General features: G+C 33.5%; 19 protein-coding genes and 1 pseudogene. 17 read left to right on the top strand and 3 right to left on the bottom strand.

Annotated elements, in window-relative coordinates:
* Positions 1–68 precede the first annotated feature (68 nt).
* The 4 genes and pseudogenes from ahrC to spo0A all read left to right on the top strand — a co-directional run bounded on the left by ahrC (position 69) and on the right by spo0A (position 5,144).
* Positions 69–521: a transcriptional regulator AhrC/ArgR gene (gene ahrC, locus ACFWM3_RS10595; protein ID WP_056475186.1), complete on the top strand. Its 453-nt coding sequence runs from the start codon at positions 69–71 to the stop codon at positions 519–521.
* A 32-nt stretch (positions 522–553) separates the two neighbouring features.
* On the top strand, positions 554–2,284 hold the full coding sequence (recN, locus tag ACFWM3_RS10600; protein ID WP_390311310.1) for a DNA repair protein RecN: 1,731 nt from the start codon (positions 554–556) through the stop codon (positions 2,282–2,284).
* Between the two features lie 310 nt (positions 2,285–2,594).
* Positions 2,595–3,704: pseudogene (gene spoIVB, locus ACFWM3_RS10605) on the top strand (SpoIVB peptidase); the annotation flags it as partial.
* Between the two features lie 651 nt (positions 3,705–4,355).
* Positions 4,356–5,144, top strand: a complete 789-nt coding sequence (gene spo0A / locus ACFWM3_RS10610; protein ID WP_056475196.1) for a sporulation transcription factor Spo0A — start codon at positions 4,356–4,358, stop codon at positions 5,142–5,144.
* Positions 5,145–5,892: 748 nt separating this feature from the next.
* Here spo0A and bacA read toward each other — a convergent pair.
* Positions 5,893–6,693: an undecaprenyl-diphosphate phosphatase gene (gene bacA, locus ACFWM3_RS10615; protein ID WP_056475200.1), complete on the bottom strand. Its 801-nt coding sequence runs from the start codon at positions 6,691–6,693 to the stop codon at positions 5,893–5,895.
* 229 nt (positions 6,694–6,922) lie between these two features.
* Positions 6,923–7,090 (bottom strand): YycC family protein, encoded by a 168-nt coding sequence (locus ACFWM3_RS10620; protein WP_390311311.1) that lies wholly within the window; start codon positions 7,088–7,090, stop codon positions 6,923–6,925.
* Between the two features lie 83 nt (positions 7,091–7,173).
* Between ACFWM3_RS10620 and ACFWM3_RS10625 the strand changes: the two genes are divergently transcribed.
* On the top strand, positions 7,174–7,908 hold the full coding sequence (locus ACFWM3_RS10625; RefSeq protein ID WP_390311312.1) for a glycerophosphodiester phosphodiesterase: 735 nt from the start codon (positions 7,174–7,176) through the stop codon (positions 7,906–7,908).
* Between the two features lie 97 nt (positions 7,909–8,005).
* Here ACFWM3_RS10625 and ACFWM3_RS10630 read toward each other — a convergent pair whose 3' ends face one another.
* A complete protein-coding gene (locus tag ACFWM3_RS10630) occupies positions 8,006–8,254 on the bottom strand; it encodes a DUF2627 domain-containing protein (protein WP_114346315.1) in 249 nt (82 codons plus the stop codon).
* Between the two features lie 187 nt (positions 8,255–8,441).
* Between ACFWM3_RS10630 and ACFWM3_RS10635 the strand changes: the two genes are divergently transcribed.
* The 12 genes from ACFWM3_RS10635 (at position 8,442) to ACFWM3_RS10690 (ending at position 21,909) form a co-directional block, all read left to right on the top strand.
* A complete protein-coding gene (locus ACFWM3_RS10635; RefSeq protein ID WP_390311313.1) occupies positions 8,442–10,514 on the top strand; it encodes a sigma 54-interacting transcriptional regulator in 2,073 nt (690 codons plus the stop codon).
* 209 nt (positions 10,515–10,723) lie between these two features.
* A complete protein-coding gene (yqiS, locus tag ACFWM3_RS10640) occupies positions 10,724–11,629 on the top strand; it encodes a phosphate butyryltransferase (RefSeq protein WP_390311314.1) in 906 nt (301 codons plus the stop codon).
* Between the two features lie 30 nt (positions 11,630–11,659).
* A complete protein-coding gene (gene bcd, locus ACFWM3_RS10645; protein ID WP_056475213.1) occupies positions 11,660–12,754 on the top strand; it encodes a branched-chain amino acid dehydrogenase in 1,095 nt (364 codons plus the stop codon).
* Positions 12,755–12,871: 117 nt separating this feature from the next.
* Positions 12,872–13,972, top strand: coding sequence for a butyrate kinase (gene buk / locus ACFWM3_RS10650; RefSeq protein ID WP_335475190.1), 1,101 nt, complete (start codon positions 12,872–12,874; stop codon positions 13,970–13,972).
* A gap of 19 nt (positions 13,973–13,991) precedes the next feature.
* Positions 13,992–15,413, top strand: a complete 1,422-nt coding sequence (gene lpdA / locus ACFWM3_RS10655) for a dihydrolipoyl dehydrogenase (protein ID WP_098428782.1) — start codon at positions 13,992–13,994, stop codon at positions 15,411–15,413.
* 96 nt (positions 15,414–15,509) lie between these two features.
* Complete coding sequence (locus ACFWM3_RS10660) at positions 15,510–16,514, top strand: thiamine pyrophosphate-dependent dehydrogenase E1 component subunit alpha (RefSeq protein WP_098232832.1); 1,005 nt, start codon at positions 15,510–15,512, stop codon at positions 16,512–16,514.
* Between the two features lie 16 nt (positions 16,515–16,530).
* Entirely contained in the window at positions 16,531–17,514 is a 984-nt protein-coding gene (locus ACFWM3_RS10665; protein ID WP_025671106.1) for an alpha-ketoacid dehydrogenase subunit beta, read from the top strand.
* Between the two features lie 27 nt (positions 17,515–17,541).
* Complete coding sequence (locus tag ACFWM3_RS10670) at positions 17,542–18,876, top strand: dihydrolipoamide acetyltransferase family protein (RefSeq protein ID WP_390311315.1); 1,335 nt, start codon at positions 17,542–17,544, stop codon at positions 18,874–18,876.
* Between the two features lie 317 nt (positions 18,877–19,193).
* Positions 19,194–19,670 carry a GNAT family N-acetyltransferase gene (locus tag ACFWM3_RS10675; RefSeq protein WP_390311316.1) on the top strand — a complete coding sequence of 159 codons (477 nt, stop codon included), beginning with the start codon at positions 19,194–19,196 and terminating at the stop codon, positions 19,668–19,670.
* 219 nt (positions 19,671–19,889) lie between these two features.
* Positions 19,890–21,140 (top strand): MDR family MFS transporter, encoded by a 1,251-nt coding sequence (locus ACFWM3_RS10680; protein ID WP_056475233.1) that lies wholly within the window; start codon positions 19,890–19,892, stop codon positions 21,138–21,140.
* Between the two features lie 117 nt (positions 21,141–21,257).
* Positions 21,258–21,506, top strand: coding sequence for a hypothetical protein (locus ACFWM3_RS10685; RefSeq protein ID WP_390311317.1), 249 nt, complete (start codon positions 21,258–21,260; stop codon positions 21,504–21,506).
* 91 nt (positions 21,507–21,597) lie between these two features.
* Positions 21,598–21,909, top strand: coding sequence for a hypothetical protein (locus ACFWM3_RS10690; protein ID WP_390311318.1), 312 nt, complete (start codon positions 21,598–21,600; stop codon positions 21,907–21,909).
* Positions 21,910–21,968 lie beyond the last annotated feature (59 nt).

Raw genomic sequence — 21,968 nt, forward strand, 5'->3', positions numbered from 1 at the left:
ATAACCAGTAGATTAGTTAAGATAAACTTTAAGTAAGATATTTGTCGGAATTTGCAAAGAGGTGTATTATGAATAAAGGTCAGCGTCACATAAAAATACGAGAAATTATCGCAAAAAATGAAGTCGAAACACAAGATGAATTAGTACAATCACTAAGAGACTTAGGGTTTAAAGTAACCCAAGCAACGATTTCACGTGATATAAAAGAACTACATCTAGTAAAAGTACCGTTATCTGATGGTCGATATAAATATAGCCTACCTGCAGATCAACGATTTAATCCATTACAAAAATTAAAAAGACTTTTAATTGATTCATTTATTAAAATTGACAGTTCAAGCCATTTAATTGTAATGAAAACTTTGCCAGGTAATGCAAATGCAGTTGGTGCATTAATAGATCATTTAGATTGGTCAGAAATTATGGGTACTATCTGTGGTGATGATACGATCTTAATCATTTGTCGTACACCTGTAGATGCTGATGATTTAAAAGAAAAATTTATTGACATGCTTCAATAGGAGAATGGTTTTAAAAAGAGGAGAGAAACTCATTGTTATCTGAAATTATCATTAAAAATTTTGCAATCATTGAGGAAGTTTCCATTTCATTTGAAAAGGGTTTAACTGTACTAAGTGGTGAAACAGGAGCGGGGAAGTCGATCATTATTGACGCCATCGGTCTGTTACTTGGTGGTCGTGGATCTGCAGAATTCGTAAGATATGATACTGAAAAAGCAGAAATTGAAGGCTTATTTCATATCGAAAATGAGAATCATCTAATTTATTCTAGATGCAGAGAATTAGGCTTTGACATTGAAGATGAAATGATCATCTTAAAAAGAGATATTACTTCATCTGGTAAAAGTGTATGCCGTATCAATGGGAAATTAGTGACAACTTCTATACTTAAGGAAATAGGTGGCTTACTTGTTGATATTCATGGGCAACATGAGAGCCAAGATTTAATGGACCAAGAGCATCATTTACCGATGTTACAACAATATGATGAGAAAGCAATTGCTCCTTTGAATACTGAATATCAAAATATATTTAATAACTATACAGACTTAAAAAAACAGTTAAAGCAATTAACTGAAAACGAACAACAAATGGCTCATCGGTTAGATCTAATTCAATTTCAGCTAACAGAAATACAAAGTGCGAATTTGCAAGAAAATGAAGACGATCAATTGATGGAAGAAAGACTCAAAATTTCAAATTTTGAACGCATATATAAATCTTTAGTTGAAGCATATCAAGGTTTATCACAGGATGGATCAGGGTTAGATTCGGTCAGGTCGAGTATGTATTCTTTAGAGTCAGTAGCGAATATTGATAATGACATTAAAGAAATGCATGAAGGAATCAGTAGTAGCTATTACCTATTAGAAGATATATCGTATCGATTACGTGATTCCATTGAACAAATGGAATATGATCCAAATCGATTAAACGAAATTGAAACTCGTTTAAGTGAGATTTCTATGTTAAAAAAGAAGTATGGCCATAGTGTTGCTGATATCTTAAAATACGCAGAAAATATCGAACAAGAGTTGGATACTATTCAACATAAAGATATGCATATAGAGAAGTTACAAAAAGACTTAGATAATGTAACAATCAAGCTAATTAATGCGGCTTCGGCTCTTTCAAATAAAAGAAAAGAATTAGCAATCAACTTGACTGCTGATATACATAAAGAATTAAAAGAGCTTTATATGGATAAAACAACCTTTGAAATTATGTTTGATGTTGAAGAAGGACAAGAATCAGATCCGAATGTAGATGAAAAACATATTAGATTTAAAAAAGATGGATTTGATTTTGTTGAGTTTTATATTTCAACAAACCCAGGTGAGCCTTTAAAGCCATTAGCAAAGGTTGCTTCTGGTGGAGAACTTTCAAGGATGTTCTTAGCATTAAAGAGCATTTTCACGAAGCATCAAGGGATTACGTCAATTATATTTGATGAAGTTGATACAGGGGTTAGTGGAAGGGTAGCACAAGCAATAGCGGAAAAAATACACAAAGTATCGATAGATTCTCAAGTGCTTTGTATAACTCACTTACCACAAGTTGCTTCTATGGCAGATACGCATTTATTTATCGCCAAATTAATTGATGGAAATCGAACGAAAACTTCTGTTACACCATTACGGAATGATCAAAAAATTAATGAAATTGCACGAATGATCGCTGGAGTTGAAATTACAGATGTAACGATTCAACACGCTAAAGAATTGATCGATCAGGCAGCTTCTGCAAAATACCAATCTCAATGAACGTAAAAGAGAATGTTTGATGATAGAATTTTTTTTCTATACATTAAATATTCTCTTTTTTTTATGGGAATTATTGATAAATTAGTAATTGGAAAATGCTAAATGAAACATACTAATACAACATTATACGTTAAAGAATCTATCATATTTTTACAATCATATTTTGCTTTTACAAAGCTAACATTAACTACATAGCCACGAATTAAAAAAAATGAAATTTGGCGCTAAGGAGAGTGATTCGCTTGTGAAAAAAATAAATGTTCAACGAATAATAAAAATTCTTCTCCTTTTATTTATAGTTGGTATTGGCGTGTTTAATATAAATCAAAATAATGTATTTTCATCTACCATAAAAAATAAAGATCAACAAGAAATTGTTAATGTAGCACTTGGTATGAATGAATTACCAAGTAAAAAGGTGGATGTAAAAGTATTAAACAGTTTAAGAATAATACCAGGAGGACAATCAATAGGAGTAAAACTTAACTCAGTAGGTGTTTTAGTAGTTGGACATCATTTAGTAAATACTAATTTAGGACAAAAGTCTCCAGGTGAAATTGCCGGTATTAAAGTTGGAGACATGATTATAAAAATGAATGGTAAACAAATCGAAAAAATGTCTGATGTATTACCATTTATTCAAAAAGCAGGAAAGTATGGAAAGCCTATAAAAATCACTGTAAAACGCGAGGGTAAGTATTACACAAAAATGTTACAACCTATTCGTGATCAAGGTCATAATAGCTATCGAATTGGATTATATATAAGAGATTCGGCGTCTGGTATTGGCACGATGACATTTATTGAACCTAATTCATTAAAATATGGTGCACTAGGACATGTTATCTCTGATAGTGATACGAGAAAAGCCATTGAAGTAGAAGATGGGCATATAGTCTATTCAACAGTTACTGCAATTGAAAAAGGTGCAGATGGTTCACCAGGAGAAAAAATAGCGCATTTTGCACTAGATCGTGGAACAATTGGTAATATCACTTCAAATAGTCCATTTGGAATATTCGGTAAGGTTAACAATAAAATTGACAATGGGATCATGTCTCAACCATTACCCATTGCATTATCAAATGGAGTGAAAAAAGGTCCTGCTAAAATACTTACCGTAATACATGATAATAAAGTAGAAGCATTTGACATAGAGATAGTAAGTAGTATTCAACAAAAATTCCCATCAACTAAAGGGATTATTTTAAAAGTAACTGATAAACGTTTACTTAAAGAAACAGGCGGGATTGTACAAGGAATGAGCGGCTCACCAATCATTCAAAATGGAAAATTAATCGGAGCAGTTACACATGTTTTTGTAAATGATTCCACTAGTGGATATGGAGTTCATATTGAATGGATGCTTGATGAGGCTAAGGTACCGATTTATGATTATCAAAATAAAAAGGCTTCTTGATTTAAAAAATACACCTATCAAATTATGTAGGTGTATTTTTATGTGTTTTAGTTTATTTCCCTTACAGCATAATCGATTTCTGTGAGACGATCATTAAGGGGCTCAGGAGGCCTCTATTGCAGCTCCTACAAGTGTTAAATACCATCGTTCAAAGTAACTTACTCATTAAATGAAGAGCACGTAAAGGCACTTTAAAATACCCTTTTGTGAATTGGTTTATAGCATAAGATAACAATTTATATTTCAGTACTGAAAAATACACATATTAAATTTTGTCGTGTATTTAGTTAAAATTAAGTCAAAATAGGAAAAAAATGGTAATATACTATTAGCACAAAGAAAAATTAAAAAAATTTTAATGTAGAGGATGATTGATATGACGGCTAATGTTACAGAATTGTAAATTTATATTAAAAATTATAAATTTACATACTATTTAATTTTTTATATAATGAATTATATGTATAATTCGACTTAATACATAGTAGTTTTTAAACCAATCGTCGAATGCTAGAAGAAATTGAAGAAAACTATCTATATTAATAAAAATATTCAGAATTTATAATAAAAACAGGAAATAAATTTTTATTGTCGAAATTATCGGTAATAAGTAATGAAAATTCACTATAGAGGATGTAGGGAGGAACGGGCGTGGAGAAAATTAAAGTATTATTAGTTGATGATAATAAAGAACTTGTTATTATGTTAGAAAACTACATTAACGCACAAACAGATATGGAAGTGGTTGGTGTTGCGTTTAATGGACAAGACTGCTTACCTCTAGTGAAAGATAAAAAGCCAGATGTACTAGTCTTAGATATTATTATGCCTCATTTAGATGGATTAGCGGTTTTAGATCGTTTACGCGCTGGCTTAGTTGAAAAAATTCCAAACGTTATTATGCTAACTGCATTTGGTCAAGAAGATGTTACTAAAAAAGCTGTTGATCTTGGTGCATCATATTTTATCTTAAAACCATTTGATATGGAGCATTTAATCAGCAATATCCGTCAAGTAGTAGGAAAGGGTAGTTCGGTAACTAAACGTAATTCACCTTCTCTAGTTTCAAATTACGAAAGCAAGCCACGTAACTTAGATGCTAGTATCACAAGTATCATCCATGAAATTGGGGTACCTGCACATATTAAAGGATATATGTACTTACGTGAAGCGATTTCGATGGTATACAACGATATTGAGCTTTTAGGTTCAATTACAAAAGTTTTATATCCAGATATCGCTAAAAAGTTCAATACAACAGCTAGCCGAGTTGAACGTGCAATTCGACATGCGATTGAAGTAGCATGGAGCCGTGGAAATATCGATAGTATTTCTACATTATTTGGTTATACAATTTCAATGTCAAAGGCAAAACCAACAAATTCAGAATTTATTGCAATGGTAGCTGATAAATTACGTTTAGAGCATAAAGCTTCATAATTTATTTTTATTATTAATTATTTAAGAAAAATTCAATCCCGATTAGCTTCTGACAGTGATTCCACAGACATTTCTCTTAGCGAATAACTTCTTACGAGATCTTCGGTATTTTTTCGCATTAGCAATTATACTTTTTCAAAAGAAAACGTTGTCTTTAGTAGACAACGTTTTCTTTTGTTGTTGAAAATGAGTTTATCGATTTATTCCCAAATTTTCGTAAAAGCTGTTAGTTCAATAAGCTCTATAACAACGAAATTCAAAATTTTACTTTGAAAAAATGTAAAGTACGTTTCCGTTGTTTTTTCTATCTAATAAAAAATGGTTTGCGTAATAATTTTTATTATGCTATAATATTTACTGCGCCACTGAAACATTTAGAAAAACGATATTATTACTACGAAATTTGGAAGAAAATTGGACGTATTCCATGACGCGTCAGCTATTTCAACCTTGTTTAAAATTAGTAGTAGTGTCTGTTAGTGAAGATTGTTGTGAAACAAGCTGCCTAATGGAACGGCCCTGGAGCCGAATTGCGAAAGAGAGGTAGGGCTTTCGCCAATAGACAACAATTTTTAAATTTAAATAACTAACATATATATTACAAAGGCTATTCGTATACGTTGTACGAATAGCCTTTTTCCATTTGTAAAATAAGCTGATTAAAATGGAGACTAGAGTATTGTTGTATACAGCAATAAAAAAATAGGACATCCCTTTAATGGTTGTCCTATTTCTTTATAGTTTTTAATTAGAATATAAATACAATCGTGAAAACAATTGCTACAATAAAACGATAAACTGCAAAACCTGTTAATTTTACTTTCTCTAATAATTTTAGGAAAGAAACGATCGCAAGTAGTGCTACAACGAACGCAGTGATGAATCCAGTTGCGAATAATGGTAAATCTGAAGCACTTAAAATATCGATATTTTTAATTAGATCTAATCCACTTGCAGCGATCATCATCGGTACTGCTAAAATAAAAGTAAATTCTGCAGAAGTTTTTCGATCTAAACCAAATAATAATCCCCCAGCTATTGTAGAGCCTGAACGTGAAAATCCTGGCCATAGAGCTAACATTTGAAAGCATCCAATAATAAAAGCTTGTTTATATGAGATATGATCTAAATCGGATGATTTAGGTTGTTTAGAGACTTTTTCAGCAACAATTAATAAAATACCGCCGGCTACTAATCCGATTACAACAGTTTTAGGTGAGAATAAAACATCTTTAATGAAATCATGGAATATAAGCCCAACAATTCCGGCTGGAATAGCACCGATAATAATATGAATTAAGTTGAGGTTCGTTTTTCTATAACCATCTGATTTAACTCCTAGTACTGACCATAGTCGTTTCCAAAAAACAACCACTACTGCTAGAATTGAACCAAGTTGAACAATTACTTCAAAAAATGAAGCCTTCTCACCCGTGAAATTTAATAAATCAGCAACTAAAATCATATGACCAGTAGAAGAAACAGGTAAAAATTCTGTTAATCCTTCTACCATCCCCATGATCAAACCAATTAACCAATCAGGTAACATTTAAAAATACCTCCATAAATACTTTTCGTTATAAAATATACACAATACATTACATTTTACTTGAAAACTTATTAATATGAAAGGAAGTTTAAATTAAATTTAGCTCATAATTGTTAATTATTTGTACAATTTTACATAAAAGTGTAATTTAAAGATAGAATTAAGAAAAAAGGTGCATAAAAAAAGAAGTAGAAAAACTACTTCTACCTTCTTTATTTATGCTAAATTACTATTTAGATTGGTTATCCTCAGATGCTTCTTCGTTTTTAGTCGAATCTAATTCCATCAACTTTTTCATTAATATATGCTGTGGCATATGCATAATTTGTTCTAAAGGAACGTTTAATTTCTTAGAAAGTAAAATTGCCGTTTCGGGCGAAATTTGCAATGGTCGCATAATAATCCTCCTTAGTTTCGTAAAATTAGTATACAATAAGAAAAAGAAGAAAGTACATATTTTCTCACATAGGGGGAATTTCAGTGGTCGATATTATTGGTCATAGAGGTGCTGCAGGAACCTACCCAGAAAATACAATGGTTTCTTTTATGGCATGTGAAGATTTAGGGGCAGACGGAATTGAATTAGATGTACATTTATCAAAAGATGGTGAAATTGTTGTTATTCATGATGAAACAATAAATCGTACAACTAACGGTAAAGGTTTCGTAAAAGATTATACTTTAGCTGAATTAAAGCAATTTGATGCTAGTTATCGATTTAAACGCCAATTTAAAGGGTGTACGATTCCAACCTTAAAAGAAGTTTTTGATTGGGCAAAAGGAAATAATTTTAGTATCAATGTTGAACTCAAAAACGATAAAATCGAATACCATGGACTTGAGGAACGTGTAATAAATTTAATCCGTTCATATGAATATGAAAAAAGAATCGTTTTATCTTCCTTTAATCATAAAAGTATGCTTAAATTCCACTTAATGGCACCAGACATTGAAACCGCAGTTCTTTTTAATAGAAGAAGTAAAGAGCCATGGAAAATTGCTGAAGATTATAAAGCAAATGCAATTCATCCTAATTATCGCATTATTACTGATGAACAAATAGAAGAAACAATGGAACATCACATAGCTGTAAGACCGTATACAATTAATGAACCATCTGTTATGAAACGGTTATTTGAAGTCAAGTGTACGGCGATTATTACTGACTATCCAGAGCTTGCTTTCCAAGTCAGAAGTCAGCTTCTTAGCAAATAAAAAAAGTGCTTACATTAGCACTTTTTTTGTTTTGTTATTTATCTTTTGGTTTTAATGAGTCCCCGCATAAGCAAATGTTACTTTACGCTCACAAAAATTATCTTTTTAAAAATTTACCTTGGACTTTGTTTCGTTTACGATCTCTAAATAATACAAAGCTTCCGACTAAATAAAAACCGACACCTAATGAAACAAGTCCGATTAATAATTGCAATGGAAGATTCGGAATCCCAAAAGAATGGATTAGAAATACCGTATCACGAAGTAATTTAATTCCGATAACTGCTAAAGCTATTGGTACAACAATCACAACGAATGCTAACATACGTGTAAATGATTCTTTCATGTTAATTAATTCCTCCGATAAAAGTAACAATAAAGTATAAAATTACGAAATTCTCTTTCTTCATAATCTTATACAAGTATAGTGTTGTCAAGACTTATAAAACATTTGAAATAGACGAAAGAATAACTTTATATATATAATAGTCTAATGTGTTTAATAATTTGTTGAAATTAGTAGGTGAACTAAGATGAAACAAAACGTAATGATCATCGGAATGGGAACAGGTGGTACAGCTGTATTAAAACTTCTATCACATTCTGATTTATTTCATGTTGTTGCAGTAGTAGATATGATAAAAGAGGCTAAAGGTTTAGAATTTGCTAAAAGCTTACATATTCCAATACTAAAGGATTGGAAGTCGAATTTAAACGATGAGATTGATGTTGTCATAAATACTACTGGAGATGAAACGATATACAAGGAAATAAACGAGTATAAAGCCAAGCATACTATAGTCATTCCAGGTTCAGTTGCAAAAATGATATCTGATCTTGTTCAAGAAAAAGAATCACTTTTTAATTTAATTAATAATAAAAAAAGACAACAGGAACTAATTTTGGACAACACTCACGATGGAATGATCGTGGTTGATAAGTGGGGAAAAATACTTTTATTTAATCGCTCTGCAGAAAGAATGCTACATACTGATAAAGATACTGCGATCGGTAGGTATATATTGGACGTTGTTCCGACTAGTAAATTACCTCGAGTTCTTCAAACGAAAAAGAAGGAAATTAATCAAGAGCATATTTTAATAAATGGAAGTAAGATTTTTACGACTCGTATTCCAATCTTTCGAGAAGATGGTGAACTTGAAGGTGCAATTTCTGTTTTTAAAGATGATACTGAGGTAATCGATTTAGCAGAAGAGGTTACTAATTTAAAAGAAGTTTATAGCATGCTTGAAGCAGTCATTCAAAGTTCGGATGAAGCCATTTCAGTTGTAGATGAAAAAGGTAATGGAATTATTATTAATCCGGCATATACAAGATTAACTGGTTTTTCGCGTGAACAAGTTCTTGGTAAACATGCAACAATCGATATTGCTGAAGGTGAAAGTGTTCATTTAAAAGTGTTAAAAACAAAACAAGCAGTTCGTGGAGTACGCATGAAAGTCGGAAAGCAAAATCGTGATGTACTAGTAAATGTAGCTCCTGTAATCGTAGACGGAAAATTAAAAGGCAGTGTTGGGGTAATCCATGATGTTTCTGAAATTTCACAGTTAACGAATGAACTACATAGAGCACGTCAAATTATTAGAACATTAGAGGCGAAATATTCATTTGAGGATATAGCTGGTGAATCAGAGGGGATCAGTTTAGCAATCATGCAGGCTAAATTAGCTGCGAGCACTCCTGCTACCGTATTACTACGTGGGGAATCTGGAACTGGTAAGGAATTGTTTGCTCATGCGATTCATAATGAAAGCGATCGCAAATATAATAAATTCGTTCGAGTGAATTGTGCTGCGATTTCTGAAACTTTATTGGAAAGTGAATTATTCGGTTATGAAGAAGGTGCTTTTTCTGGCGCAAAACGTGGTGGGAAAAGAGGACTTTTTGAGGAAGCGAATAATGGTAGTATTTTCTTAGATGAAATCGGAGAATTATCACCTGCGATGCAAGCCAAACTATTAAGGGTCCTACAAGAGAAAGAAATAAGACGTGTTGGTGGGACAAAATCGATTCCTATTAATGTGCGAGTGATTGCTGCGACAAATGTTCATCTTGAGGAAGCAATTATTGAAGGAAAGTTTAGAGAAGACCTTTATTATCGTTTAAATAAGCTTCCTATTATTATTCCTGCATTAAAAGATCGAATTGAAGATATTTTACCAATTGGTGAGAGACTATTAGCAAAAATAAATCAAGATTACGGTCGAAATGTTGAAGGGATCTCATTATCAGCATTAAATAAATTAAAAAGTTACAATTGGCCAGGTAATGTTAGGGAATTGGAAAATGTGTTAGGAAGAGCGGTTATATTCATGAAATTTAATGAAAAACAAATCTTACCTGAACATTTATCTGCGATCGTACAAGTTAAGCAAGAACAAACTGTTAATCATAAAGAAGTTCATATTGAAGAAATAAGCTCCCTTGATGAAATGGTTATAAATTATGAAGGTGAAATTATTGAAAAGATATTAATGAAAAATAATGGTAATAAAACAAGGTCAGCAAAAGAGCTTGGAATATCAGTAAGGAATTTGTATTATAAATTGGAAAAATACCACACTGCAAAAAATAGCACGCAATAATTTGCGTGCTATGAATATTTTTGCATACAATTACTGTCATTTTTCAAAATATTGTTGTAGAATAGATTTATTGGTGTTACTAGTACCTGGTACTAGAATGTTGGTAATGTAAGGCTTTTCAACTATTTTTAAAATAGTTCTATCCTTTTTTGAAAGTTGGCACGCTAATTGCTTTATATAGTGCAAGGGGATGAAAGGAAGGGCTTTCAATGAATTTAACAGATATAATGTTACGTGCGAAAAATCATTCTAGGCAAACTGTTGCTGTAGCTGTTGCTGAGGACTTCGAAGTAAAAGAAGCAGTTTCAATAGCGTTAGATAATGATTTAGCAAATTTCTTACTTTTCGGAAATGAGCAAGCTATCTATGAAATGTATGAAGATTTATTAAAAAACGAACAATTTGCAGAAAGAATAAAAATTGTTCATTCTCATTCAAACAAAGAGGCTGCTAAAAATGCAGTTGTAGCTGTTCGCTCTGGTGAAGCTTCAATTGTAATGAAAGGTAATCTTTCATCTTCAGTTCTTCTAAAAGAAGTATTGAACAAAGAATATGGTTTAAGAGATAAAAGTGTTTTATCACATGTTGCAATATTCGACGTACCAGGTAGAGAAAATGCAGTAATCATAACGGATGCTGCGATGAACATAGCACCTACGTTAGATCAAAAGGTGAAAATTATTGAAAACAGTGTTGAAATTGCAAGGAAAGTAGGATTAGAAACCCCTAAAGTTGCTGTACTGGCAGCTGTCGAAGTAGTAAATCCTGCAATGCAAGCAACGCTAGATGCAGCAACACTAACTGTCATGAATACAAGAGGACAAATTAAAAATTGTATTGTTGATGGACCATTAGCGCTTGATAATGCCATTTCTGTTGAAGCAGCAAAACATAAAGGCTTAACTGGAGAAGTTGCTGGGCAAGCTGATATTTTATTAGTTCCTACAATAGAAACTGGAAATATTTTATATAAATCTTTAGTCTTTATGGCAAACTCAGAAGTGGCTGCACTTATTGCTGGAGCAAAGGCACCGATTGTTTTAACATCGCGTTCTGACTCTGCAATGACAAAATTATATTCATTAGCATTAGCTATATGTAATTCTAAAAACTAAACTTACACAATTTAAGGGAGCTGTTATTACATGGAAATCTTCAAATACTTAGAAACTTATGATTATGAGCAAGTTGTTTTCTGCCAAGATAAAGAATCAGGATTAAAAGCAATTATTGCAATCCACGATACTACATTAGGTCCAGCTTTAGGTGGAACAAGAATGTGGACTTACGAATCAGAAGAAGCAGCAATTGAAGATGCTCTACGTTTAGCAAAAGGTATGACTTATAAAAATGCTGCTGCTGGCTTAAACTTAGGTGGAGGAAAAACTGTAATCATCGGTGATCCACGTAAAGATAAAAACGAAGCAATGTTCCGTGCATTTGGTCGTTATATCCAAGGCTTAAATGGTCGTTATATTACTGCTGAGGACGTAGGTACTACTGTAGCAGATATGGATTTAATCCATGAAGAAACTGATTATGTAACTGGTATTTCACCATCATTCGGTTCTTCAGGTAATCCATCTCCAGTTACTGCATTCGGTGTATACCGTGGTATGAAAGCTGCTGCAAAAGAAGCATTTGGTACTGACAGCTTAGAAGGTAAAAAAATTGCAATCCAAGGTGTTGGTAATGTTGCTTACAGCCTTTGCGAGTACTTACATGAAGAAGGCGCTCAATTAATCGTAACTGATATTAATAAAGAAGCTGTACAACGTGCAGTAGAAGCATTTGGTGCTACAGCAGTAGATCCTGATGATATTTATGGAGTAGAATGTGATATTTATGCGCCATGTGCTTTAGGTGCAACAATTAACGATAAAACAATCCCACAATTAAAAGCTCGAGTTATTGCAGGTTCTGCAAATAACCAATTAAAAGAAACTCGTCATGGTGATTTAATCCATGAATTAGGAATCGTTTATGCTCCTGACTATGTAATCAATTCTGGTGGAGTAATCAACGTTGCTGATGAGTTATATGGATATAACTACGACCGTGCAATGAAAAAAGTTGAAGGCTTATATGATAACATTGCAAAAGTTATCGAAATTTCTAAACGTGACGGTATTCCAACATATTTAGCTGCAGACCGTTTAGCTGAAGAGCGTATTGCTACAATGGCAAAATCTCGTAGCCAATTCTTATCAAATGGTCACAACATTTTAAGCAGAAGATAATTGACTAAATAAAATTTAATTAACATTCCTTTATTTTTTAGATGGAAAGAAAGAGTGAAGTAATAGTACCTCTTTCTTTCTATCTATAAAGGTAAGGTAAACTTAGAAGGGAGAGTGTTGACAATGCATCGTATTTTAGTAATTAATCCTGGCAGCACATCCACAAAGGTTGGTGTATTTGATGATGAAAAACCAATTTTTGAACAAACAATACGCCATGACGATGAAGAATTAAATAAATACAAAACAATAATTGATCAATATGAATTTAGAAAAAATGTTATTTTAGAGGTATTACACAAAGAAGGCATTAACATTTCAAAATTAAGTGCTGTATGTGGTCGAGGTGGACTACTTAGACCAATCGAAGGTGGAACTTATGCTGTAAATGAAATCATGTTAGAAGATTTGAAAATTGGCTATAGTGGTCAGCATGCTTCAAATCTTGGTGGGATCATTGCTAATGAGATTGCACAAGGATTAAACATACCAGCATTTATCGTTGATCCAGTAGTAGTAGATGAATTAAATCCGGTTGCAAGAATCAGCGGACAATCACTTATGGAAAGAAGAAGTGTTTTCCATGCTTTAAACCAAAAAGCTGTAGCACGAAAAGTGTCAAAACAGTTAGAACAGTCATATAACGATTTAAACCTTATTATCGCCCATATGGGTGGAGGTGTGAGTGTTGGTGCTCATAAAAAAGGACGCGTAATTGACGTAAATAATGGTTTAGATGGTGAAGGACCTTTCAGTCCAGAGCGAGCTGGAACTGTACCAATTGGCGATTTAATAAAACTTTGTTACTCTGGTGACTACTATATTAACGAAGTTCAAAAAATGATGGTTGGTCAAGGTGGATTAGTTAGCTATCTTGGAACGGCTGATGCAATTAAAGTCGAAAACATGATTGAAGATGGTGACGAAAAAGCTGCTTTAGTATATGAAGCAATGGCTTACCAAGTCGCAAAAGAAATTGGAAGTGCAGCAGCTGTACTTGAGGGTAATATTGATGCAATTATATTAACTGGTGGAATTGCTTATAGTGATTTTATTGTTAATGAAATAACAAAAAGAGTTAAATGGATGGCACGTGTAATTGTTTTACCAGGTGAAAATGAACTTCAAGCTCTTTGTGAAGGTGCACTTCGCGTACTTCGAGAAGAAGAAGAAGCAAAAATCTATCCTGGAGAATTTGCAGTTAAATCTTTAGTATAAATGTGAGGAGAATTTCATCATGGCAACAGAATATGATTTAGTCGTACTCGGTGGCGGTACAGGTGGCTATGTAGCTGCTATTCGTGCTTCTCAATTAGGATTAAAAGTAGCAGTAGTAGAAAAAAATAAACTAGGTGGAACTTGCTTACATGCAGGCTGTATCCCAAGTAAAGCATTATTACGTAGTGCAGAAGTTTTTTCAACTGCTAAGAAAAGTGAAGAGTTTGGTGTTGAAACATCAGGCGTAACATTAAATTTTAGCAAAGTACAACAAAGAAAAGAAAATATCGTTGCCGGGCTTCATAAAGGTGTTGAACACTTAATGAAACAAGGGAAAATTGACGTATACGACGGTTTAGGACGTATTTTAGGTCCTTCAATCTTCTCTCCAATGCCAGGAACAATTTCAGTAGAAATGAACGATGGTAGCGAGAACGAAATGCTAATTCCTAAGAACGTTTTAGTCGCAACTGGTTCAAGACCAAAGTCTTTACCTGGATTAACTATTGATGGTGAGCATGTAATGTCATCTGATGAGGCGTTAAAAATGGAGTCACTTCCTGCTTCAATTATTATTGTTGGTGGCGGTGTAATTGGTATTGAATGGGCTTCAATGTTAGCAGATTTTGGTGTTGAGGTAACAGTAATCGAGTATAGTAAAACTATTTTACCTTTAGAAGACGAAGAAATTTCTAAAGAAATGACTAGATTATTAAAGAAAAAAGGTATTAAATTAGTTACTGATGCGAAAGTTTTAGCTGAAACTTTAGTAATCGATAATGGTGTAAGAATTAATGCACTTCATAAAGATACTGAGAAATCTTTCACTGCTGAAAAAATGTTAGTATCTGTTGGTCGTCAAGCGAATGTTGAAGGTATCGGATTAGAAAATACTGACATCGTAGTTGAAAATGGTTTTATCCAAACAAATGCTAATTACCAAACTAAAGAATCACATATTTATGCGATTGGTGATGTAATTGGTGGCCTACAATTAGCACATGTTGCTTCAAGAGAAGGTACAATTGCAGTTGAGCATATTGCAGGTAATTCACCACTTCCATTAGATCCAACAATGGTAAGTAAGTGTGTTTATAGTAATCCGGAAGTTGCATCTGTTGGTTTAACTGAGCGTGAAGCAAAAGAAAAAGGCTACACAGTTAAAAAAGGTAAATTCTCGTTCCGTGCAATTGGTAAAGCTTTAGTTTACGGTGAGCATGATGGTTTTGTTAAAATAATTGTTGATGAAGAGACAAATGATCTTCTGGGTGTTCATATGATTGGACCTCATGTAACTGATATGATCTCTGAAGCTGGTTTAGCACGAGTATTAGATGCAACTGCATGGGAAATTTCTCATACAATTCACCCACATCCTTCATTATCAGAAGCAATTGGTGAAGCAGCACTTGCTGTAGAAGGATTAGCAATTCACTCTTAATTTAAAATAATGAAATGTAGAGAGTAAATCTCTACATTTCATCACTATAATGATTTAAAACGCTTCCACATCGTATGTGGTAAAAGGGGGATATTTATGGAAAAGGTTACAACTTCAAACCGTCATGAACAGCTTGGTTTATCAAATGATGACGTTCTTAGTATGTATGAAACAATGCTAATGGCGCGTCGTATTGATGAGCGTATGTGGTTATTAAATCGTGCTGGTAAAATTCCGTTCGTTATTTCTTGTCAAGGCCAAGAAGCAGCTCAAGTTGGATCAGCTTACGCATTAGATAATACAAAAGATTACGTATTACCATACTACCGTGATATGGGTGTTGTTTTACAATTCGGAATGACAGCAAAAGAATTAATGCTTTCTGGTTTTGCTAAAGCAGAAGATCCAAACTCTGGTGGACGTCAAATGCCAGGTCATTTTGGACAAAAGAAAAATCGTATCGTTACAGGTTCATCTCCAGTTACAACTCAAGTACCTCACGCTGTTGGTGTTTCTTTAGCTGCAAAAATGGAAGGTAAAGATATCGTTTCTTGGGTTTCATTTGGTGAAGGTTCTTCTAACCAAGGTGATTTCCATGAAGGCGCAAACTTTGCTGGTGTACATAAGTTACCAGTAATTTTCATGTGTGAAAATAACAAATATGCTATCTCAGTACCGATTGAAAAGCAATTAGCATGTGAAAAAGTATCAGATCGTGCAATTGGATACGGAATGCCTGGTTTCACTGTTGATGGAAATGATCCATTAGAAGTTTACCGTGTAACAAAAGAAGCAGTTGACCGTGCTCGTCGTGGAGAAGGTCCAACATTAATCGAAGCTGTATCTTATCGTTTAACTGCACACTCTAGTGATGATGACGATCGTATTTACCGTTCTCGTGAAGAAGTAGAAGAAGCAAAAAGCAAAGATTGCTTATTTACATTTGCTAAATACCTTCATGAAGTTGGTGTGTTAACAGAAGAAATAGAAAAAGAATTAGATACAAAAATTCGTGCGATTGTTGATGAAGCAACTGACTACGCAGAAAACGCTCCATATGCAGCACCTGAGCATGCATTGAAGTTTGTTTACGAAGAATAAGAGGGGGTAGGACAATATGGCAGTAATGTCTTATATAGATGCAGTAACTTTAGCGTTAAAAGAGGAAATGGAACGCGATCCAAAGGTATTTGTATTAGGGGAAGACGTTGGATTAAAAGGTGGAGTATTTAAAGCGACTCATGGTCTGTATGATCAATTTGGTGAGGATCGTGTATTAGATACACCACTTGCAGAATCTGCAATTGCGGGTGTTGGTATTGGTGCTGCAATGTACGGACTTAGACCAGTAGCTGAAATGCAATTTGCTGATTTCATTATGCCTGCAGTAAACCAAATTATTTCTGAGGCATCAAGAATTCGTTATCGTTCAAACAATGACTGGACTTGTCCTATTACGATTCGTGCTCCTTATGGAGGCGGTGTACACGGTGCACTTTATCACTCTCAATCTGTTGAGAAGGTATTTGCAGGTCAACCAGGTTTAAAAATTGTAATGCCTTCTACTCCTTATGATGTTAAAGGATTATTAAAAGCAGCAATTCGTGATAATGACCCAGTAATTTTCTTTGAACACAAACGTGCTTATCGATTAATTAAAGGTGAAGTACCTGAAACTGATTACGTACTTCCAATTGGTAAAGCTGATGTAAAACGTGAAGGTGAAGATATTACAATCATCACTTACGGATTATGTGTACACTTTGCACTTCAAGCTGCAGAAAAGTTAGCTCAAGATGGCATTTCTGTACATGTTTTAGACTTACGTACAATTTATCCATTAGATAAAGAATCTATTATCGAAGCTGCTTCTAAAACAGGAAAAGTTTTATTAGTAACTGAAGATAATAAAGAAGGAAGTATAATGAGCGAAGTTGCAGCAATTATTGCTGAAAATTGCTTATTTGAATTAGATGCGCCAATCGCTCGCCTTGCTGGCCCTGATGTTCCGGCAATGCCTTATTCTCCTACAATGGAAAAATTCTTCATGGTTAATCCAGACAAAGTAGAAAAAGCGGCTAGAGAACTTGCAGCATTTTAATGGCACTGTTTGAAAAAGGGGGACATAATGATGATCGAAAATATTAAAATGCCTCAATTAGGTGAAAGTGTAACAGAAGGTACAATTAGTACTTGGTTAGTAAAAGTAGGGGATCACGTAAATAAATATGATCCACTTGCTGAAGTTATGACAGATAAAGTTAATGCTGAAGTACCATCTTCATTTTCTGGAGTGATTAAAGAATTAATCGCAAATGAAGGGGAAACTTTAGCTGTTGGTGAAATCATTTGTACGATTGAAGTTGAAGGAGCTTCTGGTGAAGTAGCTGCTACAACAATCGAAGAAACTAAACCAGCTGAAAAAGCTGCACCTGTAGCACCAGCACAAACTCCTGTAGCTGCTGCACCGGTTCAAACTATTGATAAAACTGATGAGTCTGGTAAAGTACGTTTTTCTCCAGCTGTACTTCGTTTAGCACAAGAAAATAATCTTGATCTTTCATTAATTCCTGGTACAGGAAATAATGGTCGAGTTACTCGAAAAGACGTTTTAAATGCAATCGCAAATGGTGTACCTCAAGCGGCACCAGCACCTGTTGCAGTTGAAACTCCTGCTCAACCAGTTGTAGCACAAACTGCTCCTGCTGCCCAAGTAGTTAAAGCACCTGCTGCAGCACCAGCACCTGTTATTCCTACAGCAGTTGGTGATATTGAAATTCCAGTTACAGGCGTACGTAAAGCAATTGCTTCAAATATGTTACGTAGTAAACATGAAGCTCCACACGCTTGGATGATGATCGAAGTAGATGTTACAAACTTAGTAAATTACAGAAACAGTCTTAAAGATTCTTTCAAGAAAAAAGAAGGTTTCTCTTTAACATTCTTCGCATTCTTTGTTAAAGCTGTAGCGCAAGCACTTAAAGAATACCCAATGATTAATTCAATGTGGGCTGGAGACAAAATCATCCAAAAGAAAGATATTAACTTATCGATCGCTGTTGCAACAGACGATGCATTATTTGTTCCAGTAATTAAAAATGCTGATGAGAAAACAATCAAAGGTATTGCACGTGAAATTACAGAATTAGCTACAAAAGTTCGTACTGGTAAATTAAAATCAGACGAAATGCAAGGTGGTACATTCACAGTAAATAACACTGGATCATTTGGTAGTGTTCAAAGCGCGGGTATCATTAACTACCCACAAGCTGCAATTTTACAAATTGAAAGCATCGTAAAACGTCCAGCTGTAGTAAACGGTATGATTGGCGTTCGTGATATGGTTAACCTATGCTTATCACTTGATCACCGTGTACTTGACGGATTCATTTGTGGTAAATTCTTAGGAAGAGTAAAAGAAATCCTAGAAAATACAACAAAAGAAAATACGAACGTATATTAATTCTTAAACGAAAGAGGTTGTCTTAAGGTGGCAACCTCTTTTTTTATGTTTAAAAATAGATTTGTTGCTGAGGTAGTGAAAATTAAAATCAGAGTAAAAATTAGTGATGAAATATGCTAATTATCTATAAAAATAGACACATAAAATCACGCATAATGAAAAACGCCACCGAGATACCCCTCAACCATGCAAAGGTAATAAAAAAGGACATATGTGTTTCCTCTTTCCTGAATTTATAAAATGCCCTTTTGTAATGACCTGTGATAAAATTAAATAATTATAAAATTCTGTATTTTATTAAAAAAGGGGTGGGCATTATGCTAGTTGAGCAAAACGGCTATTACATATCAACTAATAAAGAATTATTAAACAGAGAAGTTATTTATCATTTTTTAGACAAAGATTCATATTGGGCAAATGAAATTCCTTATGAGTACATTGAGCGATTTATCAAAGGATCTTTCTGTTTTGGTGTTTACAAGGGGAGTCCAGGAGAAAATGAACCAACACAAGTAGGCTTCGCTAGAGTAGTTTCAGATGGCGTCACATTTGCTTATTTAGCAGACGTATTTATTCTCCCAGAATATCGTAAACAAGGCTTATCAAAATGGCTAATGGAACAAATCATGAGTTATGACAAACTCTCAACTGTACGAACATTCATGCTTGGTACAAGAGATGCTCACAACTTATACCGCAAATTCGGCTTCGAAGTGATTGATAATAGTAAAAACCGATTCATGGCTATATTAAAAGACAATCTTTATCGTGATACGAAAATCAATAGGGAATAGGATGTCATTCCTCTTCTCTATACCCCTTATGTCTCCATGCAATACCATTTCCTAAAATAACTTTAGCATTGGCTTTATTAGAAGCTTTCCCCCCTTTCCTAAGTCTTTTACGCAACCTCCAGTTCACTTTTAGGTCCCTGAACTAAAACCTTTACAAACTGTAACATTTGTAAGATAATTTACAAATATGTGACATCTTAGAGAAATAGGGGGGATAAGATGTTTAAAAATTTATCTGCCGTACATCCTGTTGCTTGGAATATCGTTATAGGAACTTTATTCGTTAGGTTTGCTAGCACAGTAAGTATGCCGTTTTTAGCTATTTATTTAACTTCAGTTAAACATATCTCACCTGCAATGGTTGGGCTCATGTTAACAGTTTCATCTTTTTTAGGGGTACTTTTCAGTTTCATTGGAGGAACTCTTTCTGATCGTATTGGAAGAAAAACTATTTTATTATCGAGTATTTTCTTATGGTCTATTACATTAGTTGGTTTTGGACTAGGAAATTCTTTCGTCTGGTTTTTCGTGCTGAACTCGATCTTAAATATTTGTTCATCATTTTTCGAACCTTCTTCAAGAGCATTACTTTCTGATTTAACCGACGAAAAATCAAAACTGTTAGTCTTTAATTTGCGCTATGCTGCGATTAATGTTGGAGTTGCAGTAGGTCCTTTAGTTGGTTTATATCTAGGAAGCTCTAAAAGTACATTGCCATTTGTATTATCTGGAATTGTGTACTTTTTTTATGGTTTAACATTATTATTTATGTTATCAAAATATAAAATTGGAGAAGGAAAGTCTGCTTCAACAACTAACAAAGTTACGATGAAGGCGTCGTTTTCAATTTTACGTAAGGATATCATCTTTGCTTTAACGATTCTAACAATCTGTTTTTATGGGCTTGGTTATTCACAAAGCTTTTCAACAATGTCTCAATATTTCGCGAATGCACCACAGTTTCATAATGGAGTTAAACTGTATGCGTATTTAACAACAATCAATGCAGTAACTGTAGTAATACTTCAATTCCCAATTGTAAGTAGAATGAAGAATTTTTCACCTACTGTATCTATGATGATTGGAAATGTGATTGTTAGTTTAGCGGTTGCTGGATTTGGGTTATTTACTAACTTTTTCTTATTAGCAATCGTAATGATTGTGTTAACTGTAGGAGAAATATTTGCATTTACATTTACAGATGTATTTGTCGATCAGCTTGCTCCTGAAGAATTAAAGGGTACTTATTTTGGGGCAATGGGATTCTCAAAGCTTGGCTTCGTTTTCGGGCCAGCGCTTGGTGGAAGTTTATTAGCTTACTTCGGATATGAAAATGGCGGCCGTGGTTTTGTTATTATTAGTGCAATCGCTTTTATAAGTTTTCCAATGATGTATTTTGTAAATCGACTTTTTCAAAAAAGAAATGCAGTCAAGGTTGAATCGGATACAAAATTAACGGTTAATTCTTAAAAGAACGCAAATAAGCGTTCTTTTTTTGTTAGAATAAATATTTTTTCCATTCATTTCCAGTAACTAATTGTGATACATTTAAAGTAAGAATAAAAATAGCGAGGATGGGGAGTTATTTTGAATAAATATGGTAGGCTTTCTTTAATGATGGTTGGTATCAGTATAGTTATAGCTCTTTTTATCCATGATCACACTCAACAACTAGGCATATTCCTTTTATGCTTTTTAATCTTATCAATAACAGGGGTAATTTTTGCATTCCTCTCAAAAAAACTTACAAATATTATTCTTGGCGTCGTCTTAAATGTTGTCACATTTATTTTTTTCTTCTTATTAGTATTGGCGTTCGGTATTGGTGAAGCTTAATTATTAGAGTTTTTTCATTTCATACTAAAAAAGTATGCTTTCGTTCATTTCCTCATATATTTGTATAAACAAACGATATGGAGGGAGAGATATGGACGAACTTCTTTTTGATCAGTTTAAGTTATTAAGTTGGGACTGTATAATATTAGAAGGTGCTAGTGAGCAAGAAGAAGAACTAATGAAAAATGTATTATCCACGTTACATTCAGTCGGATTAAAAAATAAGATTGATGCAAAAGTTTTATTTATTGCAGGAAATGTGGAAAAGATTGATCAGTTTGTCATAAAAAATCCATTCGTAACCGTAATAAGAGTTGTTGAAGAATTAAATGAAGATTACCAATACGCCATATCTACTTTAGCTCATTTGCCGAATGTAATCGTAGAGTTAGTGAGTGATTAATTAATGCGTTAAAAAGATTCATTTGAAATAATAAAACTAACAGGTTCAAAAGCTTGAAT

The organism is Gottfriedia sp. NPDC058432 (genome assembly GCF_042721555.1).
In the GTDB taxonomy this organism is placed as follows: Bacteria; Bacillota; Bacilli; order Bacillales; family Bacillaceae_G; genus Gottfriedia.

What these genes read in the sequence shown, in the direction of transcription:
- ahrC (WP_056475186.1), top strand. Translation starts at nt 69, where the DNA reads ATGAATAAAGGTCAGCGTCACATAAAAATACGAGAAATTATCGCAAAA.
- bacA (WP_056475200.1), bottom strand. Translation starts at nt 6,693, where the DNA reads ATGTTACCTGATTGGTTAATTGGTTTGATCATGGGGATGGTAGAAGGA.
- ACFWM3_RS10620 (WP_390311311.1), bottom strand. Translation starts at nt 7,090, where the DNA reads ATGCGACCATTGCAAATTTCGCCCGAAACGGCAATTTTACTTTCTAAG.
- ACFWM3_RS10630 (WP_114346315.1), bottom strand. Translation starts at nt 8,254, where the DNA reads ATGAAAGAATCATTTACACGTATGTTAGCATTCGTTGTGATTGTTGTA.
- ACFWM3_RS10635 (WP_390311313.1), top strand. Translation starts at nt 8,442, where the DNA reads ATGAAACAAAACGTAATGATCATCGGAATGGGAACAGGTGGTACAGCT.
- yqiS (WP_390311314.1), top strand. Translation starts at nt 10,724, where the DNA reads ATGAATTTAACAGATATAATGTTACGTGCGAAAAATCATTCTAGGCAA.
- bcd (WP_056475213.1), top strand. Translation starts at nt 11,660, where the DNA reads ATGGAAATCTTCAAATACTTAGAAACTTATGATTATGAGCAAGTTGTT.
- lpdA (WP_098428782.1), top strand. Translation starts at nt 13,992, where the DNA reads ATGGCAACAGAATATGATTTAGTCGTACTCGGTGGCGGTACAGGTGGC.
- ACFWM3_RS10660 (WP_098232832.1), top strand. Translation starts at nt 15,510, where the DNA reads ATGGAAAAGGTTACAACTTCAAACCGTCATGAACAGCTTGGTTTATCA.
- ACFWM3_RS10665 (WP_025671106.1), top strand. Translation starts at nt 16,531, where the DNA reads ATGGCAGTAATGTCTTATATAGATGCAGTAACTTTAGCGTTAAAAGAG.
- ACFWM3_RS10670 (WP_390311315.1), top strand. Translation starts at nt 17,542, where the DNA reads ATGATGATCGAAAATATTAAAATGCCTCAATTAGGTGAAAGTGTAACA.
- ACFWM3_RS10675 (WP_390311316.1), top strand. Translation starts at nt 19,194, where the DNA reads ATGCTAGTTGAGCAAAACGGCTATTACATATCAACTAATAAAGAATTA.
- ACFWM3_RS10680 (WP_056475233.1), top strand. Translation starts at nt 19,890, where the DNA reads ATGTTTAAAAATTTATCTGCCGTACATCCTGTTGCTTGGAATATCGTT.
- ACFWM3_RS10690 (WP_390311318.1), top strand. Translation starts at nt 21,598, where the DNA reads ATGGACGAACTTCTTTTTGATCAGTTTAAGTTATTAAGTTGGGACTGT.